This is a genomic window from Planctomycetia bacterium (genome assembly GCA_021413845.1).
In the GTDB taxonomy this organism is placed as follows: domain Bacteria; phylum Planctomycetota; class Planctomycetia; order Pirellulales; family PNKZ01; genus PNKZ01.
Genome location: JAIOPP010000067.1, coordinates 24,725 through 41,705, shown reverse-complemented (window position 1 = coordinate 41,705; position 16,981 = coordinate 24,725). Strand labels below are relative to the sequence as shown.

Annotated in this window: 16 protein-coding genes; 11 read left to right on the top strand and 5 right to left on the bottom strand. The window is 61.3% G+C overall.

What is annotated here, in order from left to right; translation table 11 throughout:
* Positions 1–25: 25 nt before the first annotated feature.
* Positions 26–1,624, bottom strand: a complete 1,599-nt coding sequence (locus K8U03_11945; GenBank protein MCE9605596.1) for a sodium:proton antiporter — start codon at positions 1,622–1,624, stop codon at positions 26–28.
* A 325-nt stretch (positions 1,625–1,949) separates the two neighbouring features.
* On the opposite strand from K8U03_11945, the gene K8U03_11940 reads away from it, so the two are divergent.
* Positions 1,950–2,507 (top strand): hypothetical protein, encoded by a 558-nt coding sequence (locus tag K8U03_11940; protein MCE9605595.1) that lies wholly within the window; start codon positions 1,950–1,952, stop codon positions 2,505–2,507.
* A complete protein-coding gene (locus K8U03_11935; GenBank protein ID MCE9605594.1) occupies positions 2,504–3,211 on the top strand; it encodes a (5-formylfuran-3-yl)methyl phosphate synthase in 708 nt (235 codons plus the stop codon). The genes K8U03_11940 and K8U03_11935 overlap by 4 nt, the downstream gene beginning before the upstream one ends.
* A gap of 19 nt (positions 3,212–3,230) precedes the next feature.
* Here K8U03_11935 and K8U03_11930 read toward each other — a convergent pair whose 3' ends face one another.
* Positions 3,231–3,860, bottom strand: a complete 630-nt coding sequence (locus K8U03_11930; GenBank protein MCE9605593.1) for a hypothetical protein — start codon at positions 3,858–3,860, stop codon at positions 3,231–3,233.
* A 184-nt stretch (positions 3,861–4,044) separates the two neighbouring features.
* On the opposite strand from K8U03_11930, the gene K8U03_11925 reads away from it, so the two are divergent.
* Together K8U03_11925 and dusB are read left to right on the top strand one after the other, a co-directional pair.
* Positions 4,045–6,846, top strand: coding sequence for a hypothetical protein (locus K8U03_11925; protein MCE9605592.1), 2,802 nt, complete (start codon positions 4,045–4,047; stop codon positions 6,844–6,846).
* Between the two features lie 189 nt (positions 6,847–7,035).
* Positions 7,036–8,211 carry a tRNA dihydrouridine synthase DusB gene (gene dusB / locus K8U03_11920; protein MCE9605591.1) on the top strand — a complete coding sequence of 392 codons (1,176 nt, stop codon included), beginning with the start codon at positions 7,036–7,038 and terminating at the stop codon, positions 8,209–8,211.
* Here dusB and K8U03_11915 read toward each other — a convergent pair.
* Genes K8U03_11915 through K8U03_11905 form a run of 3 tightly spaced genes read right to left on the bottom strand, consistent with a single transcriptional unit; the run spans position 8,132 to position 10,349 of the window.
* On the bottom strand, positions 8,132–8,560 hold the full coding sequence (locus tag K8U03_11915) for a universal stress protein (GenBank protein MCE9605590.1): 429 nt from the start codon (positions 8,558–8,560) through the stop codon (positions 8,132–8,134). The genes dusB and K8U03_11915 overlap by 80 nt on opposite strands.
* A 56-nt stretch (positions 8,561–8,616) precedes the next feature.
* Positions 8,617–8,781 carry a hypothetical protein gene (locus tag K8U03_11910; protein ID MCE9605589.1) on the bottom strand — a complete coding sequence of 55 codons (165 nt, stop codon included), beginning with the start codon at positions 8,779–8,781 and terminating at the stop codon, positions 8,617–8,619.
* A gap of 8 nt (positions 8,782–8,789) precedes the next feature.
* Entirely contained in the window at positions 8,790–10,349 is a 1,560-nt protein-coding gene (locus K8U03_11905; protein MCE9605588.1) for a sodium-dependent transporter, read from the bottom strand.
* A gap of 155 nt (positions 10,350–10,504) precedes the next feature.
* Between K8U03_11905 and K8U03_11900 the strand changes: the two genes are divergently transcribed.
* The 7 genes from K8U03_11900 (at position 10,505) to sufD (ending at position 16,733) form a co-directional block, all read left to right on the top strand.
* The gene (locus K8U03_11900) at positions 10,505–11,122 is read left to right on the top strand and encodes a MarR family transcriptional regulator (protein MCE9605587.1); all 618 of its coding nucleotides are present in this window, start codon (positions 10,505–10,507) and stop codon (positions 11,120–11,122) included.
* A 135-nt stretch (positions 11,123–11,257) separates the two neighbouring features.
* On the top strand, positions 11,258–11,875 hold the full coding sequence (locus K8U03_11895; GenBank protein ID MCE9605586.1) for an NADH-quinone oxidoreductase subunit B: 618 nt from the start codon (positions 11,258–11,260) through the stop codon (positions 11,873–11,875).
* Between the two features lie 150 nt (positions 11,876–12,025).
* On the top strand, positions 12,026–12,880 hold the full coding sequence (gene sufC / locus K8U03_11890; protein MCE9605585.1) for a Fe-S cluster assembly ATPase SufC: 855 nt from the start codon (positions 12,026–12,028) through the stop codon (positions 12,878–12,880).
* 92 nt (positions 12,881–12,972) lie between these two features.
* On the top strand, positions 12,973–14,388 hold the full coding sequence (sufB, locus tag K8U03_11885) for a Fe-S cluster assembly protein SufB (protein ID MCE9605584.1): 1,416 nt from the start codon (positions 12,973–12,975) through the stop codon (positions 14,386–14,388).
* A gap of 186 nt (positions 14,389–14,574) precedes the next feature.
* Entirely contained in the window at positions 14,575–14,895 is a 321-nt protein-coding gene (locus tag K8U03_11880) for a hypothetical protein (GenBank protein ID MCE9605583.1), read from the top strand.
* Positions 14,892–15,305 carry a hypothetical protein gene (locus K8U03_11875; GenBank protein MCE9605582.1) on the top strand — a complete coding sequence of 138 codons (414 nt, stop codon included), beginning with the start codon at positions 14,892–14,894 and terminating at the stop codon, positions 15,303–15,305. The genes K8U03_11880 and K8U03_11875 overlap by 4 nt, the downstream gene beginning before the upstream one ends.
* Before the next feature lie 75 nt (positions 15,306–15,380).
* Positions 15,381–16,733: a Fe-S cluster assembly protein SufD gene (gene sufD, locus K8U03_11870; GenBank protein ID MCE9605581.1), complete on the top strand. Its 1,353-nt coding sequence runs from the start codon at positions 15,381–15,383 to the stop codon at positions 16,731–16,733.
* Positions 16,734–16,981: the final 248 nt, after the last annotated feature.

Below are 16,981 nucleotides of genomic sequence, written 5' to 3'. Positions count from 1 at the left end.
CTGTAGCAAGCTCCTCCCCGAGGCCTTAGCCGCGGAAGAAGATGAACGTGATCACGACGAACAGCGGAATCAAGATCCCGAAGCTATAGGCCATGTAGCCGAAGAAGCTCGGCATCTTGATGCCCGACTTTTCGGCGATCGTCTTCACCATGAAGTTCGGACCGTTGCCGATGTAGGTGTTGGCACCCATGAAGACGGCCCCCAGGCTGATCGCAGCCAAGAGCTTCGCCGCTTGCTCGCTCAGGTGCAACGGATCGATCTTCGCAAGCTCGTAGAAGACGACATACGTCGGGGCGTTGTCGAGCACGCTGGAAAGCGATCCGGTCGCCCAAAAGTATTGCGCGGCACTCGTCACGCCGAGTTCGCCGCCGCGAATGTCGAGAATCTGCAACGCGGGCTGCATGCAAATGAAGATGCCGATGAACAACGCCGCGACTTCGACGATCGCGCCGTAGTTGAACGAGTTCTTTTCTCGTACGCGCGACGAGCCCAAGACCAGCGAGAGCAACACCAAGCCGAGTTGCACCGCTTCGCGCAAGAACAGCCACGGATACCACTGGGTGCCGGGAAACAGCTTCGACGGGCTCAAGAGCGCCGCGGCGAAGACGATGCCGAGCAAGAGAAGAACGTTCGGCCAGAGCCCTTCGAACGTGAGCTTGCGGACTTGAGTTTCATCGCGGCGGACGTCTTGCAACTTCTCCTTGGGATACGCGACGAAGGTGTCCCAAACGAAATAGATGGCGAGCAGCGCACCGTTGACGAGCGCCCATTGCTTCCACAGTTGGAGCGTCCAGAGGAAGTCGACCCCCTTGAGATACCCGAGGAACAAGGGCGGGTCGCCGATCGGCAGCAAGCAGCCGCCGCAATTGCAGACGATGAAGATGAAGAATACGATCGTATGCGCGACTTTCTTGCGCTCGGCATTGGTTTCCAATACCGGTCGGATCAAAAGCATTGCAGCGCCGGTCGTGCCGATGAAGCTCGCCAAAAGCGCACCGACCGCAAGAAATGCGGTGTTCGTGATCGGATGCGCGGGCAAGTCGCCGCTAATGCGAATGCCGCCGCAGATCGTATAGAGGGCGAACAGCAAAATGATGAACGGCACGAAGTCGTTGAAGATCGAGTTTTGAATGATGACCCACGGCAACGACCAGAAGGTACTCTGCTCGATTACGGCATGGCCGAGAAAATGGCGATCGAGCGGAGCCTTATAGACGAACGCGTAGTAGGCCAGCGTGAGCAGACCGAGCCCGCCGGCGACGAGCAACTTGTTGAGGTTGCTTTCCCAGAAGTGCTCCGTCTTATGCGACAACGGAAAGATGGCGATCGCGGCGAGCAACAAGCAGAACGGCAAGACCATGAAAACCGCAGGGTGCGGCTCCATGTTGCCATGCTCGACGTCGGCGTCGAAATGGCCGGCGTTGGTTCGGGCCGTGGCCGTGACGCCCGGATCGTGCGGCAGCGCGTGCCCCGCGGCATCGTGGCCGACGCCGTTCGAGAGCTCCGTGCCGAGTTGCGGCCAGCCCATCGCGGCGGCGACGATATAAAGCAAGAGCACGACCAAGATTGCCGCCACGACCCCTTTCGGAGAGGGCGCGCTACCGGAGACGGGATGATCGGACATGGAAAAACCTTATTGCCGAGTGCGCGAGATCAATCTGATTTTAGAACCATAGGGGCAGCCGACCGGACCTCAGGAGACCAACGGTCGTTCCAGCGATCGACATGCAGCGATAGCTTATCGATCTGGTTGCGGGGAAGCTATGGGCTAGAGGGGCCGACCGGTCGACAAAAACAATCGGGTCGCTCCGACTCCAAGCGTCCGATTCCCACGGAGCAATGCCCGATTCCAAGGTGCCGCACCGTGGCAGCCCCTTTGATACGATCGGCAATTCGCTTAAATTCAGCCCTCGCAGACGGACACCGCCCTCAGTTAAGAACCCGTTAATATGGCCGAAACCTGGTTACAGGCGAATCGACGCGCGTTCGCGCTGCCCATCGCGGCGGCGGCCGTCGTCGCCGTAGCTTGCGTGATCGGTGCCGTTTCCCTCGGGCGTCGTTCGGAAACCGGAACTTCGACCGGTTTCTACGTGCTGCTGGCCGCATTCTCCGTCGCGCTCGTCGGGGGCGTGGTTTTGCTGCTGATCGCGCGGCTCCCGCGCATTTCGTATCACGACGGTCGCGTGCGGTTCTACGTTCGCTTCGGCCCGCCGGTGGAAGTGCCGCTGGAGCATGTCGAGGCGTTTCTTTTGGGGCGCGGCCCGATCTTCTTCACCGACGATCGCACCGAAACCAAAGAGACGACGACGCTCGTCGTCCGGATCGCGGAGAAGGCGGAAGAATTTTCGCACGTCGAGACGGCGCCGCTGCTCGCCGCTTGGTGCGGCAACTTCGCCACGCTTCGGGGGACCTGGACCGAGCCCCTCGGCGTCGACTTGGTGAACCGCCTCAATCAACGCCTCTACGACCTCAAGCAAGCGCAGGCCGGCGCGAAGGGCGCGACGTGACGCGGCTCTTGGTCAGCGTACGCGACGTCGAGGAAGCCCGGATCGCGCTCGAAGCCGGCGTCGACCTGATCGATCTGAAAGAACCGACGCGCGGAGCGCTCGGTGCGGTCGATTTCCAAACCGCCGCCGAGATCGTACGGCTGCGCGACGAGAGCCACGGCGAACGGCGCCACGTTCCGCTGAGCATGGCGCTCGGCGAGCTCGCCGATGCGTTGCCGAATGTGCCCGAGGGGATCGCGTTCGTCAAAGTCGGCCTCGCCGGCTGCCGCACACGCACGGAATGGCCCGCCCAGTTGCGCACGTGGCGGCGCAGCTTACCCGCCGGCGTCGACTTCGTAGCGGTCGCGTATGCCGACGCCGATGCCACGGCCGCACCGGAAACCGACGAGATCGTCGCGGAAGCGATCTCGCTCGAAGCCCGCGCCGTGCTGGTCGACACCGGAGTGAAAGACGGCCGGACGTTGCTCGACCATTGGAACGTCGAGCGGCTGCGTCGATTCGTCGTCGAGGTTCAGGCACGAGGAATGCTCGCCGTCGTCGGCGGAGGCTTGACATTGGAAACGATCCGCACGGTCGTCGATTGCGGAGCGGATTACGTCGCCGTTCGGGGCGCGGCTTGCCAAGGGGGCCGAACCGCGAAGATCGCTGCCGACCGCATTCGCGCCATTCGCGCACTGCTACCGCAACTCACGGTCCGCCGTTAAGCGAAGCTATCGTGCTCGCTTAATCTTCTCTCCGTTTCTTCTCGCGAGCCGAGGGAACGAATCTTTGCAGCGCTCGGGAAACGACGCGCGCTTGCAAATCGCGTAACAACGCCGCCGATGCGCTCCGTAGCGCAGGTGAACCTTTTTGCTCGTTGCTCGACTTTTCGGCGCGCAAGGTCGACGCGAATGCGCTCGATTGAAAAAGTTCGATCCCTTGGATCTTGCGGCCGTCGGGAGCGAAGAGGTACCAATGGGCGAAGTCGTTGAGTTGGCCGTCGAGATAGCGCTCGCGATCGTGCCGCGGCAGCGACGCGTACCGCTCGGCTCGTTGCTCGAAGAGAAGCAGCCCGAGGGCCGCGACGTGGGCATTGAAGCGATCCCGCGCGGCAGGGTCGAGTTGCTCGTAAAACGGCCGCCAATCGAAATCGTCGTGAAAGTCGCGCTCGAGCAACCTGGCCGCACGGCGCGCCTTCGGCGTAGCGAGCGCGACATCTTCCGCTCCGGCCTCGCCGCCAATCAGCCACGCTTCGAGCGCCGCGTGGTCGAAAGGGTCTTGCGGTGCCAGCTCAGTTCGCACGACGCGCACTACCGCCGCCAGCGAAATCGCGGAGAAACCGACGAGCGCGACGAAGTTAAGCAAGCGCTTCATAAACGCAATGAACTCAACGAAAGAGAATCTCGTCGCAGTCTACCACGCACCGCGACGCTAGCAATGCGAGCGCGAACATCGACGAAGCACGACGTCTCGCGCCATCGGCGGTCGAGATTGACTCAAACGTCGCGAAAGGTCAACTTACCCTCGTTACGAAAGGATTCGTATCGGGGGAATCGTCATGGATGTCGTGTCGTTCGTAATGATGTGGAGTCTGATCGGCCAAACTTCGGTCGATTCGCTCGGAGCCCCTTCGCCGCCGATTCCCACGGCCGGGGCTCCTCTTTCTGCGCGTCCCGGCTACGGTGCCGCGCCTGCAAACGGACAACCGATGCAGCCGCCGCCGAGCTTCGCCGATCGCCCGGCCGGCGCGCCGACGGAACGTTACGCACAAACGCAACAACCCCAAGCGCCGACCACGCCGAACTACGCAGCTCCGTCAGGCTACGCGGCACCTAATACTCCGCCGATAAACACTGCGCTGCCCAGTAATACACTGCCGAGCAACACGCTCCCGAAGAACTCATTCTCCAACAACGCGCAGCCCGGCTACTCCACGCCGACTTACGAAACCGTTCCCGCTTCGAACAACGCTGCCTCGGCACCGCCCGCGCAAAACGAAGACAAGTCCGGGGCAGGGGACTTAGTGCGCGAGTCGCTGGTGTTGCCGAAGTCGCTCGCGCTCCCTGGCCGGACGACGTCGCTCGATGAGTTGTTCGGCTACGTCGGCGATCGGCGGCGGCAGATCGATGCCGTACGCACCTACTGGAAACTAACGGCCGATGTCGCCGACTATCACTTCGCTTGGCAACAAACGCAGTTTCTCAAGTTGCTCAGCGAAGTGATCGACAGTGTCGAAAAGGGGCCCGACCTACAACGAGCCAAAACGGAAACCACGTCGCGCTACGCCGAAGCGCAAGCTCGCCGGCGCGAAGCAGAGCTGCGGCTGGCCGCCACACAGCACGAACTCGCCGATCGGGCCTCGTTGCCGACGGCGAATCGGCAACCGCTGCCGCGTGACTTGCCGCATGTCGGCGTCTACAACACCCACTTCGAGAAGGTCTATGCGCAACGAACCCCTCCGGCTCGGGCCTACTTGCTGAACCGCACGTTGCCGCTCTGGCGCGAAATTATCGCGATGCGAGCCGAAACGGTGTGGGCCTCGCAAGACGCTTACGATGCCGCGTTCGACGCCTATCGCAAAGGACAACTCGAAGTCGACGACGTCTTCATCGCCGTGGAAGAACTGCGCGAACGACGCAGCGAGTTCATCGGGGCCGTGCGGCGCTACAACGAAGAGATCGCCGAATACGCTCTGACCAGCGCTCCCGACGGCACGAGCCGCGAGACGCTCGTCGGCATGTTGATTAAGAACTCGCATACGCCGAAGCTCGGACGAGCCATCGTTCCCAATAGCGGCGGCGAGATCGAGCAAGTGACCTACGTCGACGAGTTCGGCAACACGATCTCCGCAGAAGCGTTCTCGAACTCGGAACCCGCGGCACGTGCGACGGAACTGCCGGCGGCGGAGCCGACGCTCCTCCCACCGCAAGCCGCGACGAAGCCGAGCACGATCAACCTGATGTCGGCGACGCTGCCGATCGCGAACGTCGATGAGACGAGCGCCGGTGCGCCGGTTCCTCCAGCGCGTGATCTGCCCGTGGCGATGCCGCAAACAGTGATTCCGCAAACACCGATCCCCCAAGCGCTGCCGACCGTCGGCGTGCCGCCGAGTTTCTTTCAGCCCGTTCCTGCGGCGATGCCGATGCCGGGCCCGCCGTCGCCGTTCCCGAACTCCGGCGCAGCCGCACCGGTGCGCGGCGAGCCGACGCTCGCTCCGCCGCAAAAGCCGGCCGGCGACGCGCCGCTGAAGTTCAAAGTCAATCGACTGCCGACGGAAGACTTCGACGCGCAGCGCGCACCGCGGCAACTGCCGGACTATGTGCAACACGAAGCCCAGCCGCTCAATCCGCAGTCGCCCTATTCCTCGGGCACGCATCCGAAAAAGAAGCCGAAGCCGGAGAACACGGCCGGCGCTCCGGCAGCGACCGCGCCGCTACTGAGCGAACCGCGCACCGGCACGCTCATCGGGGCAGAATCAACAGCGTTAGAATCGATCAAGGCCTCGCCGGTCGAAGCAAAGACCGGCGAGATGCGGTTCGATCCCGAAGTCGAGCCGGCTGGATACTACACCCAACTCACGCAACTCCCCGCCGCGCGACGGACGCAAGAGCTCGTCGAGTTGCTGCACGGCACCCGCGCATTGCCGGCGAATCAATTCCACGCCGCCACGCTCGACGAATGCATGACCGGCTCGGAGCCGTCGCATCGACGCGAGATCATTCAGGCCTATTGGCGAACCGCCGAGTATGCGACCCGCTATCGAGTTTGGACGCAAAAGCTCGAACGACTCGACGCGCTCGGGCAATCGGCGCTGCAATTTCGCGACAAGCCTGCCGGGAGCATCGCGATGCTGCAAATCCGCGCCGCGAAACTGTCGGTCGAAGCGAATCGCCTCTCGACGATGGCCGACCTGGCGATCGCGCAATGGAACCTGACGAACGACGCCCGTCGCCCGCTCGACTCGGCGTGGATCATTCCTTCGACGTTGCCGCACGCGGGGAGCTATAAGACCCAACTGGAAGGGCTGCCCGCCGGCTCGGCGAAGTCGCCCCGACTGCAAGAAGCGGCCGAGCGGATTCCGGTTTTGCATGAAACGATGCTGCTGCGAGCCGATGCCGTAACGTCGGCCGATGCGGCTTCGGATCAGGTATTGCAAAAGTATGCCGCCGGCCAAACGACCGTCGCCACGGCCTTAAACGCTCTCTCGCGCGAAGCTCGGACGACGCACGACTTGCTGGCGACGGTGACCCGCTATAATCTGGACATTGCCGAGTATGCGTTGGCGGTGCTTCCCGGAAGCGCGCCGCGCGATGCCCTGGTCGGGGCGCTGGTCGTGAACCGCACGACGGCGCGCCGCTAGCCCCGCTCCAGCGGAGCGCCGCATTCAACCCTTCTCCCGTCGGGAGAAGGTGGCGGCGCAGCCGACGGATGAGGGGCGACTACGAAGCGGGATGCAGCCCGCGTCCTGGAAGAACTATGCCCCTCATCCGGCCTTCGGCCACCTTCTCCCGTCGGGAGAAGGGTTACGAAGCGGCCGACGAACGTGGATATGAGCACTGAATTTTCCGCCGTCGAGACCGCTCCCGAAAAGCCGCGCCGGGCGTTGTCGGAAGTCAAGCCGCTGAAGATCGGGCCCCTCACGATCGATCCGCCGATCTTACAAGCCCCGATGGCCGGCTTCACGAACTACGTCTATCGCCAAGTCGTGCGCGAATTCGGCGGCGCAGGCCTGCAAGCTACCGAGATGATCAGCGCGCGCGGCTTTATCGCGATCGAAGAGAACCACAGCGAGTTTCCCGATCGGCTCTGGGGGGTGAAGGACGAAGCCCGTCCGCTCGCCGTGCAGATCTGGGACAACGATCCTGCGACGCTCGCGCAAGTCGGCTCGCGGCTGGCGCATGAGTTCAAGGTGTCGGTCGTCGATATCAATTTCGGCTGCCCGGTGAAGCAGATCACGAAGGATGCGCATAGCGGTTCGTATCTACTGCGCGATCCCGACCGGATCGGCCGGATCATCGAACGGGTCGTCGCCGCTTGCGCGCCGGTGCCGGTGACGGCGAAGATCCGTCTCGGCTGCGCGCGCGACTGCATCAACGCGATCGACGTGGCGCAGGTCGTCGAAGGGGCCGGCGCCTCGGCACTCACTTGCCACGGCCGAGTCGCCGCCGATTTCTTCAGCGGCGCCGCCGATTGGAGCCTGATCTCCGCGATCAAGCCGCATCTGAAACGGATCCCGCTCATCGGCAACGGCGATATCGACTCGGCCGAGAAAGTCGTTGCGGCGTTCGAGCGGTACGACGTCGACGGCGTGATGATCGCGCGAGCCGCGCTCGGCAAGCCGTGGTTGTTTCAACAGTCGGCGATCGCGCTGCGCGGCGAGCCGGTGCCGAGCGACCCATCGCTGGAAGAACAACGCAAAATCCTGCTGCATCACTTCGAGCTCGTCCTGCGCCGCTTCGGCAGCGAGAAGGGGACGTTCCTGATGCGCAAGTTCGCCTGCTGCTATGCGCAAGGCCGGCGCGGAGCACGGAGTTTCCGCACCTACGCGGCCAAGGTTTCCACTCCGGCCGAGTTCTACGAAATCGTCGAGAACTATTTCCCGCGCGATACGGATCCCGTGCCGACCGACGAACGGCTGTCGGCCCCTATTTCCGCAGGACTAGAACCGGGCAGTGTGCCAGTCGAACGACCCGCTCGGCCGTCGAGCCGATCAGTAGTCGGCTGATGCCGGTTCGTCCGTGCGACGGCAAGATGATCAGCTCCGCGTGGTTTTCGGCGGCGAAGTCGGCCACTTTGTGCCCGGGATCGCCGACGGCCGTGTGGATGCTTACGCCGGTGATCTTCAGCGCGGCGAGTCGCTCGTTGAGCGCCTGCACGGCGTGCATCTCCCGCGCGGGGGCATCGGCCGAAGTCCACAGATACTCCGGATCCGACGGCTCGATCAGAGGCAACACGTTGAGCACATGCAACTGCGCCGGCTCTTCCACGAATTGCAACGCCGTCTGAATGGCGGCGAACGATTCATCGGAAAAGTCGACCGGAACGACGACGAACTTCTTTGGAAGCCAGGGCATGCGAGCTGCTCCTTAATTATGAGCCGGAGAAAGATAAGCCGGAGCGAAAACGAACTTCAATCGCGAGCGGACTGCTTGCCGGAATCGATCTCCAGCGGGGCGTGCAGATGAGCCTCGGCGTCGAGCGGCGGCAGCGCTAGTACGCGATAAACGCAGTAAGCACAACCGACGAACACGGTCGTCACGGACACGATCATAATCACCCACCCGGCAGCATTCATCTGCGACCTCACTCCGTAGTACGCGACGCTCGATCGAGACGACCTTCGGCTTTCCAACGCTTGCTTGCCACGGCGATCATCACGGTGAGCAGCAACCCGATCGCCGCGACGACTGCGATGCTCAGCTGCGCGACCGGGCTGCCACCGATTTTCGCAGCATACGCCGGCACGTCTTCCAAGAGGAACGCGATCAGCATCGCCCCGAGATAAACCGGCGCAACGTATTTCAATATCCATTGTACGAACTTCGGAATCCGCATGTGCGCTCCCCGATGGGCTTCTTCCGTGCCGCGCTCGACGCCGAAGATCCAGCCGAAGAGAATCGCCTGAAAGAACGCGAGGCAGACGATGAGAAAGCTGCCGACCCAAAAGTCGAGCGTGTCGAGCGCTTCCATTCCCTTTGAGAAATAGACGACGAATCCGCAGCCGATTCCTGTCAGCGCCGCGAGCAGAGCCACCGACGAACGCCGCTTGAGCCCGAGCCCTTCCTCGAAGAACGCGATCACCGGTTGCAACATCGCGATGCTGCTCGTAATGGCGGCGAGGAAGAGCATGAAAAACCAAAGCGCTCCGAACACTCGGCCGCCGGGCATCGCCGCAAACACGTTCGGCAAAGCCTGAAAGCCGAGCCCGAAGGTCGTCATCGTGCCGAGCGAGGCGCCGAGGAACACGAAGGCGGCCGGCAACGTGATAAGCCCGCCGAGGCAAACCTCGAAGAATTCGTTCATCGTCGAGGCCGTGAGCCCGCTCAGCACGACATCGTCGTTCTTCTTCAAGTAGCTCGCGTAGTTGATGACGATGCCGAAGCCGACGGAGAGGCTGAAGAAGATCTGCCCCGCGGCGGCGAGCCAGGTCTTCGGGCTTCGGAGCGCCTCGTAGTTCGGGTTCCACATGAAGCCGAGCCCATTGAGCACGTTCCGCTCCGGGTGCGCCGGGTCGGGCGTGCCGAGCGAGAGGACGCGTACCAGCACGACGACGGCCAAGACGGCCATCAGCGGCATCGCGTATTTGCAAAACTGCTCGATGCCGCTGCTCACGCCGCGGTAGATCAACAGAAAGTTCATGGCGAAGACGATCGCGATCGTCGCGAGCAGCCCTCGGCCCGACGAGCCGAGCAGGGCCCCATCGGCCTCTTTGCCGACGAAGCGATCGAAGAAGGCGGAATAAGCGGCCGGATCGCTCCCGAGCATCAGCTCGCCGGTCACATAGTGCCAAGCGTAAGCCAAGCACCACGACTCGATGACCACGTAGTACATGTAAATGATCAACGGGACCAAGAGCGCCAGCCCGCCGAAATACTTCGCGATCGGGCGGCGCCAGAGCACGCTATAGATGCCGGGTGCCGAGTTGAAGCCGCGCACGCCGCCGTAGCGCCCCATCGTCCACTCGGCCCAGCAGAGCGGGATGCCCAAGAGGAAGAGGGCCGTGAAGTAGGGGAGCATGAAGGCCCCGCCGCCGTTTTGAGCCGCTTGGCCCGGAAAGCGGAGGAAGTTGCCGAGCCCCACGGCCGACCCGGCCACGGCCATAATCACGCCGATTCGCGATCCCCAACTTTCCGGTTTCGCCATCTCGCACCTAAATCCTGCTAGCAGGGCCGTTTCGGCCGCTAGGCTATCGCGCAAAGTCATAAGCTGTCAATAACTTACGACTCACGACGCGAACGGCCTTCTTTTTGACATTTACAATTGTCAAAACCCTTCCCACCGGTATGATGCAGGTAGCCATGAGTAGCCCCCAAGAAATCTCCGACGCTCGCTTGCTCGACCTCATCGGTCGCCGCGAATCGCTGAGCATTGCCGATCTCATTCAGGAATGCGGAGTTACCGCCACGGCCGTGCGCCAACGGCTGACGCGCCTGATGGAGCAAGGGCTTATCCAGCGAATCAAGAACTCGCAAGGTCGCGGTCGCCCGGAACACCGCTACTCGCTTACCGACAAGGCCCGTCGCCAGTCGGGAAACAACTACGCCGACTTGGCCCAGGTGCTTTGGACCGAGCTACGGAACTTGAAAGATGAAGAAGTTCGCCGCGGGCTATTGCAGCGCGTGGCCGACCACCTCACACAGCTTTACCGCGGGGAAGTGACCGGTTCAACGCCTCTGGCGCGACTGGAATCGGTGAAGGAATTGCTCGACGAGCGGCGCGTTCCGGCGACGGTCGGCGAGATCAACGCCTTGCCGGTGCTCACCGTGATGGCCTGCCCGTACCCTGAACTAGCGGCCCGCGATCGGAGCGTTTGCTCGATGGAGAAGATGATGTTGTCGGAGCTGCTGGAGACGCCGGTGCGGCTCTCGCAATGCCGCCTCGACGGCCATGAATGCTGTCAGTTTCAAACTCGTTAGCAAGTAAGAGGTTAAACCCGCCGGCAGGGCTTCAACACTGCGGCCGGAACATTACAATAGTCGGCTTGGCTGCAACGACGTGGCGTTGCAAAACCCCGACCGAAGAAATCGTAAGTCGTTAATGGAATTACTGCTATGACGAAGCCTTGGATCGAAGGCCGTTTCGAAGAAAACATGATCATGACGTCGGTCGAACAGGCCATCAACTGGGCTCGCCAAGCGAGCATCTGGCCGATGACGTTCGGCCTGGCGTGTTGTGCGATCGAGATGATGGCGACCGGCGCGAGCCGTTTCGACATGGACCGCTTCGGCGCCGGTGCGTTTCGCGCCACGCCGCGGCAAGCCGACCTGATGATCGTCGCCGGCACGGTGACCTACAAAATGGCGAGCCGCGTTCGCCGCCTTTACAACTTGATGCCCGATCCGAAGTTCGTCATCGCGATGGGTGCCTGCACCGTCGGCGGCGGCCCTTATTTCAAGTACGGCTACCATGTCGTGAAGGGGGTCGATCTCGTCGTCCCGGTCGACGTGTACGTGCCGGGCTGCCCGCCTCGCCCGGAAGCGCTGCTCGAAGGTTTGATGCGCATCCAAGACAAGATCCGCGGTCAAAAGATCGCGAAGCAACGGGGCTCGGCGGCGTTTTTGCAAGCCGGCCCGACGATGGAAGACGATCTCCCGCTGCCGCACCACAGCGGCTACGTCGCCGTCGACGAAAAACAACCGCTGTTCGACCACCAGAAGATCACCGGGTAAATGACTAAGGCCTAAATCCTGATAACTAAGAGGAGTGTGGGGCGCAATCCATCGAACATCGAAGTCATCCTATTAGTCATTAGACATTGGTCATTAGTCATTTCTTAGAAACTGCCACTCAAAGCCATGGTTTCCACTACGAAGAACGCGATGCAAAAGAACGATACGGTTAAAAGCGACACGCTGAAGATCACGAACCTCCAGGTGAGCGTCGAAGGGAAGGAGATCCTCAAGGGGGTCGACCTGCTCGTTCGCCGCGGAGAAACGCACGCGCTGATGGGCCCCAACGGCTCCGGCAAGAGCACGCTCGGCTATGCGATCGCCGGCCATCCGGGCTACGAAGTGACCGGCGGTTCGATCGCGCTGACGGTCGACGGCGTCGAACACGATCTGCTCGCGCTCGAAGCCGACCAGCGTGCGCGGAGCGGAATCTTCCTCGCGTTCCAACGCCCGATGACGATCCCCGGCGTGAAGCTGGCCGACTTCTTGCGGCACGCCACGACGAACGTGCGCCGGCCCGATCGCAAAGAAGGGGAAGAACTGATTCCGATGCGCGAGTTTCGCAAGGAACTCAAAGCGAAGATGGAACAGCTGCGCATGGATACGGAGTTCGCCCGCCGTTACGTGAACGAAGGTTTTTCCGGCGGCGAAATGAAGCGGGCCGAGATCCTGCAAATGGCGATGCTCCGACCGAAGTTCGCGATTCTCGACGAAACCGATTCCGGTCTCGACGTCGATGCCGTGCGGTTGGCGAGCCAGAGCATCGCCGAAATCGGCGGGGCCGACATGGGCATCATCATCATCACGCATCACGACAAACTACTGGAGCATAACGTGCCGGAATTCACGCACGTGATGCTCGGCGGACGGATCGTCGAAACCGGCGGTCGCGAACTCGCCGAAGAACTACACCGCAGCGGCTACGACCGGATCCGCGCCGCGTATCCCGACGCCGCCGAAGAAGAACGCAAGATGACGGAGAAGCGACAAGCGGCAGCCGTGTAAGCGAGCGAACGCAGGACGTTCGGCTTCGAGACGAGAGAAGACTTCGGCACGCATAGAACTGTAAGAATCGACCAGCAGAAACGGTTAACGATATGGCAACCGACATCAAGACCGACGACTTCTCCAGCGTCGTCGGCGAAATCAATAAATACGACTTCCGCAACGAAGAGAAGTATTCGTTCAAGAGCCGTCGCGGGCTCGATGCCGAGATCGTGCATATGATCTCGGACATGAAGAACGAGCCGCAATGGATGCGCGACTTCCTGCTCAAGAGCTTGGAAATCTTCAACTCGAAGCCGATGCCGAAGTGGGGCGGCGACGTCAGCCTCGACTTCAACGAGATCTTCTACTACATCAAGCCCTCCGATCGCCAAGGCCGGAGTTGGGACGACGTGCCCGACGACATCAAGCGCACCTTCGACAAGCTCGGCATTCCCGAAGCGGAAAAGAAATTTCTCTCGGGCGTGAAGGCGCAGTACGAAAGCGAAGTGGTGTATGGTTCGTTGCGCGAAGAGCTCAGCAATCAAGGGGTGATCTTCACCGACACCGATTCCGCGGTTCGCGAGTATCCCGACTTGGTGAAGCAATACTTCGCCACGATTATTCCGCCGACCGACAACAAGTTCGCCGCGTTGAACTCGGCCGTGTGGTCGGGCGGCTCGTTCATCTATATCCCGAAGGGGGTGAAGATCGAGTTCCCGCTGCAAGCCTACTTCCGCATCAATGCCGAGAACATGGGGCAGTTCGAGCGGACGCTGATCATCTGCGACGAAGGCTCGCAAGTGCATTACGTCGAAGGTTGCACGGCTCCGATGTACAGCACCGAAAGCCTGCACTCGGCCGTCGTCGAGATCTGCGTAAAGAAGCATGCTCGCTGCCGCTACACGACGATCCAAAACTGGGCGAACAACATCTACAACCTCGTCACGAAGCGCGCGATGGCGTATGAAAACGCGACGATGGAATGGATCGACGGCAACCTCGGCAGCCGGCTCACGATGAAGTATCCGGCCGTGTACATGATGGAGCCCGGCGCGCGGGGCGAGATCCTTTCGATCGCGTTCTCTTCGGCCGGCCAACACCAAGATGCCGGGGCGAAGGTCGTGCATTGTGCGCCGAACACGTCGAGCCGGATCATTTCGAAGTCGATCTCGAAGAACGGCGGCCGCTCCAGCTACCGCGGCTTGGTGCGCGTCGAAAAGGATGCGCGGAAGTCGAAGTCGAGCGTCGTGTGCGACGCGTTGATACTCGACTCGAAGAGCCGGAGCGACACGTATCCGTACATCGAAATCGAAAATCAAGACGTCTCCGTCGGCCACGAAGCGAGCGTCTCGCGGATCGGCGAAGAACAACTGTTCTACTTGAAGAGCCGCGGCCTTTCCGAGACCGAGGCCAGCACGATGATCGTCAACGGCTTCATCGAGCCGCTCGTGAAAGAGCTGCCGATGGAATACGCCGTCGAGATGAATCGGCTGATCGAATTGCAAATGGAAGGCTCGGTCGGCTAACGCCGCAGCTGCCACGTTCTCTTTATTTGCATGACGGTTTCTAGATATCTTTACCGAGGTACTTCGCTTGGTTGGCCCGGCAATCCAGGTTTAGTCGCACTAAGGCATACGCCGACATCGACGGATCCTTTAGTTGCAACGTTATTTGCCGTTGCCGCTTCCCGTTTCGGTCAAGGCGTGTTGTATATGGCACCGATCGAATCGTTGCCGACTCCGCTGAACGAATCGAATTGCATGAAGGAGTACGAGAAGGAAGTCGTTCTTCCGATGGTTCCGAGTGAGTTTGCTGCGAATCCCGATGTGATCGTGCTCTCCGCAACAAGAGCGAAGGAAATATTATCGCGTCTGAAGTTTGAGTTGCCGCAAACCATCGCCAACAACACCCGACTGCAAAATTACCTTCAAGACGACTTCGGACAAGTCACGACCGCTTTTTCCTACCTGACCGACGAGCAGATCGACTTTTTTAATCGCGAGGCGTCTTCCAGCGAAGACGATCGATCATGAATCGCAACCTGGAGTTCACCGTAAGCGGCCTTGTCGACGAAGGTCCGACGGAGTTCCTGCATGTGGTCGGCCGGTGCGGCGATGTCGCTCTACGAATCGGAGATGTTTTCGAATCGATGTATCGCTATTCCTTCAACACCTCGAAAGACGGGAGCGAAACCGCAACTCGAATTGATCCTCAGCCGATCCGACTCGAAATCAAAGCGATCACGGCATACGAGCATGATCTCAAGGAGTTGGGCTCCGGCATGACCGGCCGGCTTTCACTGTCGGGCAGCGGGAGCGATTTAGTTCAAACTCGTTGTGTCTTAGGATTACCCATCTCCGTCGCGCAAGACCCGCTATCCTCGATTCCGATGCCGACGCATTCGTCCGCGAACTCCGCCCCTAATTCCGCTACCGGATCGTAGAAGAACGTCCGATCGAATTCGATCGCATGCGTCGCCGGTTTGCCTTCTATTTTTTCGACTTCCGCTGATTTCCCCATGTCAACCACGATGATGCCGACTGGATTTACCGCCGCTTCGTTCGAAGCGTTTCTCGCCGAACGTCGTGAGCCGGCTTGGCTTGTCGACCTGCGCCGCAGCGCGTGGCAGAAGTTCTCCGAATTGCCGCTGCCGTCGCGCAAGGAAGAAGAGTGGATGCGAACCGACATTCGCATGTTCAAGCTCGATAAATTCGCCCGCCTCGCCGATTCGGCCGCGGCGACGACGAGCCCCGACTTAGCGAACTACGCTTCCACCGCGGCCCGGCTTTCGGCCGATGTCGAGCTCGGCGGCGCGATGACGGTTGCCAACAGCCGACACGTCACGAGCTTTCTGACCGACGAAATGGCTAAGCAAGGAATTCTGTTCGGCAGTCTTGATGCGCTCGTCGTCGAGCACGGCGACTTGCTCCGTCCTTATTTCGAGCGCAAGCTCGTCGACATCGGGGCCGATAAATTCGCCGCGTTGCATGCCGCGTTCTGGACCGGCGGCACGTTGCTGTACGTCCCGCGCAACGTCACGGCCCGCCTGCCGCTGCACAGTCTTTCCGTCATGGCGGCCGATGCCGCTACGAGCAATTTCGCCACGGTCGATCTCGGTAAGACGCTCGTCATTCTCGAAGACGGCGCGCAAGCGACGTTCCTCTCCGAGACCGCCGGCGACGACAGCCTCGCGCTGCATTGCGGTTCGATCGAGCTCTTCGTCGGCCGCGCCGCTCGGCTGCGGTACGTCAACTTGCAACACTGGGGCTCGGGCACTTGGCACTTCGCCCATCAAAAGGCGACGGTCGCCGACGACGGCGATCTGCAATGGACGATCGGCGCACTCGGCGCACGCTTGGCGAAGGTGAACCAACACGTCGCGCTCGCCGGCTCGCATGCTCGCGCACAAGTGAACGGCGTGATGTTTACCGAAGGCCGGCAACATTTGTCGTACCACACGCTCCAACACCACGAACAACCGAACTGCAAGAGCGATCTGCTTTATAAGGGGGCTCTGCAAGACGACTCCCGGCTCGTGTGGCGCGGTATGATCCGAGTCGACAAAGACGCGCAAAAGACCGACGCCTATCAGCGCGACGACAACCTGATGCTCTCCGACAACTCCCGCGCCGATTCGATTCCCGGCCTCGAGATCGAAGCCGACGACGTCCGCTGCACGCACGGAGCCACGGCGGGGCGGGTCGATGAAGATCAGATCTTCTATGCCCGCTCGCGGGGCCTCACGCGCAAAGAAGCGGTTCGCATGATCGTCTCCGGATTCTTTCAACAAGTCTTCGATCGGATCGAGATCGAGAGCGTTCGCGAAGCCCTCGGGCTCGCCATCAGCCGCCGCATTCGAGAATACGCCTAACTTATATGAGCGATACCATTACGCAAGAAACGTGGCAAAAAGCAGCCGTCCTCGCCGAGCTTCCGCCCGGCGCGCGCATCATCTGCGAGCTCGACGACCGACTACTCGCGCTCTTCAACGTCGACGGGCAGATCTTCGCGATCGATGATGTCTGCACACACGACGACGGCCCCCTGAGCGACGGCACGCTCGAAGGTTTTTCCATCGCTTGCCCGCGCCATGGCGCGAAGTTCGACATTCGCAACGGC